At 70.5% G+C, this 3,882-nt stretch carries 4 protein-coding genes; 2 read left to right on the forward strand and 2 right to left on the reverse strand.

What is annotated here, in order from left to right; translation table 11 throughout:
* Both purT and GP2_RS20615 read right to left on the reverse strand, forming a co-directional pair.
* Positions 1-1,336: formate-dependent phosphoribosylglycinamide formyltransferase (gene purT, locus GP2_RS20610; protein ID WP_006902585.1), on the reverse strand; the 1,336-nt coding region annotated here is incomplete at its 3' end.
* A gap of 71 nt (positions 1,337-1,407) precedes the next feature.
* Positions 1,408-1,776 carry a UBP-type zinc finger domain-containing protein gene (locus GP2_RS20615; RefSeq protein ID WP_006902586.1) on the reverse strand — a complete coding sequence of 123 codons (369 nt, stop codon included), beginning with the start codon at positions 1,774-1,776 and terminating at the stop codon, positions 1,408-1,410.
* 35 nt (positions 1,777-1,811) lie between these two features.
* On the opposite strand from GP2_RS20615, the gene GP2_RS20620 reads away from it, so the two are divergent.
* Entirely contained in the window at positions 1,812-3,404 is a 1,593-nt protein-coding gene (locus GP2_RS20620) for a Na+/H+ antiporter (RefSeq protein WP_006902587.1), read from the forward strand.
* Between the two features lie 77 nt (positions 3,405-3,481).
* The gene (locus tag GP2_RS20625) at positions 3,482-3,877 is read left to right on the forward strand and encodes a hypothetical protein (protein WP_006902588.1); all 396 of its coding nucleotides are present in this window, start codon (positions 3,482-3,484) and stop codon (positions 3,875-3,877) included.
* The last annotated feature ends 5 nt before the right edge of the window (positions 3,878-3,882 follow it).

The following is a 3,882-nucleotide window of genomic DNA, read 5'->3' on the forward strand; positions in this document are numbered from 1 at the left end:
CGGGTCGACGCGGCGGCGCGGGCGGCGGGGGCAGGACCGTCGCCTTGCGGACCGCCGGGCGGCCGGACACCGGCGTCACCAGCGAGGCGGCGCGCACCGCACGCTCGCGGGCGGTGGGCACGTCGTCGGCGGTCGCCGTGACCACGCCCATCCGTCGACGATGGAAGCTCTCGGGCTTGCCGAACAGGCGGATGTCGGTCTCGGGCACCGCGAGTGCCGCGGCCACGTTCTCGAAGCCGATCGCCTTCTCGTCGAGCTGTCCGTAGATGACCGCGGATGCGCCGGGCGAGGCCAGCGTGACGTCGACGGGCAAACCGAGAATGGCACGGGCGTGCATCTCGAACTCGGACAAGCGCTGCGTCGCCATCGTGACCAGCCCGGTGTCGTGCGGCCGCGGACTGACTTCGGAGAAGTAGACGTCGTCACCCTTGACGAACAACTCCACACCGAAGATGCCTCGCCCGGCGAGGTTTCCGTCGCCGAGGGCGGTGGCGATGCGGGCCGCGATCGAGGTCGCGGCGGCATGCGCGTCGGGACTCATCTCGTGCGGCTGCCAGCTCTCCACATAGTCGCCGTTGACCTGACGATGACCGATGGGCGCACAGAAGTGCGACGTCAACCGGCCGGTTCGGGGGTCGACCGCTCGGACGGTGAGAAGCGTTATCTCGTAGTCGAATTCGATGAAGCCCTCGACGATGACGCGCGTACCCTGCACGCGGCCGCCGGTGTTCGCGGTCTCCCAGGCGGCGGCGACGTCCTCGGGGCCGCGCACCACCGACTGACCCTTGCCCGACGACGACATGACCGGCTTGACCACGCACGGGAACCCGATCTGACGGGCCGCGACGGTCAGCTCCTCGAGAGAGTCGGCGAACAGGTAGGGCGAGGTGGGCAGGCCCAGCTCCTCGTCGGCGAGGCGCCGGATGCCCTCGCGGTTCATCGTCGCGACCACCGCGCTCGCGGTCGGGATGACCTCCGCGATACCGCGTTCGGCGACCTCGACCAGGGCCTCGGTGGCGATGGCCTCGATCTCGGGGACCACGTAGGCGGGCTGGTGCTTGTCGATGACGGCCAGCAACGCCTCGCGGTCGGTCATGTCGATGACCTCGGCATGGTGGGCGACCTGCTGGCCGGGAGCGTCCGCGTAGCGGTCGACGGCGATGACCTCGACGCCGAGCCGTTGGAAGGCGATGACGACCTCTTTGCCGAGTTCGCCCGCACCGAGGACCATCACCTTCGTCGCGGTCGGGCTCAGCGGCGTACCGATGATGTCCGGCGGGCCGATCGTCGGCGCCGGCTGATCTGCGCTGGTCACGCTCTCGCTGTTCGACGTCATTCCCAAATCCTACTTGTCGTCAGTGCACGTTCTTGCATGCCTCGCACGCGGCCGCCGGCGGTGTCGGCGCATCAACCGACCACGTGGTGGACGTAGCACCAGCGCCAGCTCTCGCCGGGTTCGGCCGAGCGCATCACCGGGTGCCCGGACTCGTGGAAATGGGCGGTCGCGTGCCGTCGGGGGCTGGAGTCGCAGCAGCCGATGTACCCGCAGTCCAGGCACATCCGCAGGTGCGCCCAGTTGCGTTCGCCCAGCGCCGTGCAGCCCTCGCAGCAGAGCCGGTCGCCGTGTGGACCCGGCAGCGGCCGGGCGTCGAGCGGGAACGAGGCGAGCTCGGGGCATCGTGCGCCCGCATCGGTCGTCGGTTGCCCGGTCGTCGGGGTTCGCGACGACCTGCGCCCGAGCCCGGTCACCCTGCGGAAGAGCTGCACGTCGACCATTATCAACCGGTTCTCCGGCGATTACAGTCGCACGGATGAGTGCATCGCTCCTGATCGTCGCAGTGGTCGCGATCGCGGTGTCCGCGCTGTGCCGCCGGTACGGCCTGTCCTCGCCCCTCGTGCTGGTCACCGTCGGCCTGGCGATGGGGTGGATTCCCGGGCTGCCCACGCCCGAGCTGGAACCCGAGCTCGTGCTCTACCTGATCCTGCCGCCGCTGTTGTACTCGGCCGCTCAGGAGAGCTCCTACCAGGCGATCCGCGACCGCTGGCGCGGCATCGCGACGCTCGCGGTCGCGTTGCCGCTGGTGACGACGGCCGTGGTCGGCTATGTCGCGTATCTGACCGTCCCCGGTCTCACGCTGCCGGCCGCGCTCGTCCTCGGCGCGGTCGTCGCGCCTCCGGATGCGGTGTCGGCGCAGGCCATCGGCCGCCGTCTCGGACTGCCGCGCCCGGTGATGACCCTGCTCGGCGGCGAGAGCCTGCTCAACGACGCGACGTCGCTGACCGCCTACCGGATCGCGCTGGGCGCGGCGGTCGGCGTCACCTCGTCGCTCGGGGAGGGACTCCTGACCTTCGCGGTCGCCGCGCTCGGCGGTCTGGTGATCGGCCTGGTGGTCGGAGCAATCGTGTCCCGGGTCCGCGTCTGGCTGACCGATCCGCCGATGGAGACCGCCATCGGGATGCTCGTCCCCTTCGTGACCTACTTCGTCGCCGAGATGCTCGACGCCTCCGGCGTCATCGCCGTGGTGACGGCCGGGTTGTTCCTGGGACATCGTTCGGTGCGCCTGGGCTACGCGACACGCCTTCAGGACGAGGCGGTGCGCAAGTCGATCGACGTCCTCCTCGAGGCCTTCGTGTTCCTGCTGATCGGCGTGCAGATGCCGTTCATCATCTCCGGCGTCGAGAGCGAGTCGTGGGGCCATGTCGCGATCGACGCGGCGGCCGTCCTCGCCGCGACCATCCTCGTGCGCATCGTGTGGATGTACCCGGTGGCGTACCTGCCCCGCATGTTCCTGCCCAGGGTCCGGCGCACGGAGCCGGCGCCCTCCGCGGCGGCGGTGTTCGTGGTCTCGTGGGCCGGGATGCGCGGCGTGGTCTCCCTGGCCGCCGCCTTCGCCATCCCGCTCACCACCGACTCCGGAGATCCGTTCCCGGCCCGCGCCGAGATCCTGTTCCTGACGTTCGTGGTCGTGATCGGCACCCTGCTCATCCAGGGCACGACGCTGCCCTGGGTGATCCGCACGCTGGGGGTCACCGGCGACGACGAGGTGCAGGACCGGCTCGCCTATGCCGCCGCCCAGGACCGGGCGTCTCGGGAGGCCGAGCGTCGACTCGACGAGATGGCCGAAGCGTGGGCCGACGACGATCCGATGCGTTCACGGGTCGCCCTGATGCGCAAGTGGATCGCCTCGCAGCGCAACGTGGCGTGGGAGGAGCTCGGCCGCGGACCCGACGCCATCGGCGAGAGCCCGACCGCGCGGGCCGCCCGTATCCGGACCGAGCTCCTGCAGGTCCAGCGTGCGGTGTTCATCGAGGAGCGCGACGCCGGCCGCATCGACGACGAGGTGCTCCGCACGGCGTTGCGGCGCCTCGACTTCGCCGAGGGGCAGGGTGACCGTGAGGCGTGATCGGCCTCATCCGCCCGAACGATGGCGGGGAGTTCTGCCCATGGTGCAGGCGACGACCGGGTCCTAGCGTCGATGTCATGACCACCACGAAGATCCGCCTCGCCGCTGCCGGCGCGTCGCTCGCCATCGCCGCCGGCGCCCTCGCAGCGGCCGGGGCCACCCAGGCCACCGCATCGTCTGTCGCCCCGTCGTGCAACGCGCACCAGCAGCACGTCACCTCGGTCGTCACCGCGAACTCCGCGGCGACGATCTGCCGGTGGGGCGACGGCGGCCTCGAGTACCGGGGACTGGCACGCAGCACCGGCGACACTATCCGCCTTCCGGTGTCGGAGGTCCACGAGCAGGAGAACGGCAGCGGCCGTCTCTTCTACGTCGCCCACAACAACGGCTACCGCTACCTGCTCTTCGACGGTCTGGGGCTGAGCATCGTCGGCCCGGACGGCCTGTTGATCAGTTCCGAGGACGCGATCTAACCTCG

The sequence above is a fragment of the Gordonia paraffinivorans NBRC 108238 genome, assembly GCF_000344155.1.
GTDB lineage: Bacteria > Actinomycetota > Actinomycetes > Mycobacteriales > Mycobacteriaceae > Gordonia > Gordonia paraffinivorans.

Bases quoted from the DNA above. Each gene is read 5' to 3' on its own strand.
- GP2_RS20620 (WP_006902587.1), top strand. From the start codon at position 1,812: ATGAGTGCATCGCTCCTGATCGTCGCAGTGGTCGCGATCGCGGTGTCC.
- GP2_RS20625 (WP_006902588.1), top strand. From the start codon at position 3,482: ATGACCACCACGAAGATCCGCCTCGCCGCTGCCGGCGCGTCGCTCGCC.
- GP2_RS20615 (WP_006902586.1), bottom strand. From the start codon at position 1,776: ATGGTCGACGTGCAGCTCTTCCGCAGGGTGACCGGGCTCGGGCGCAGG.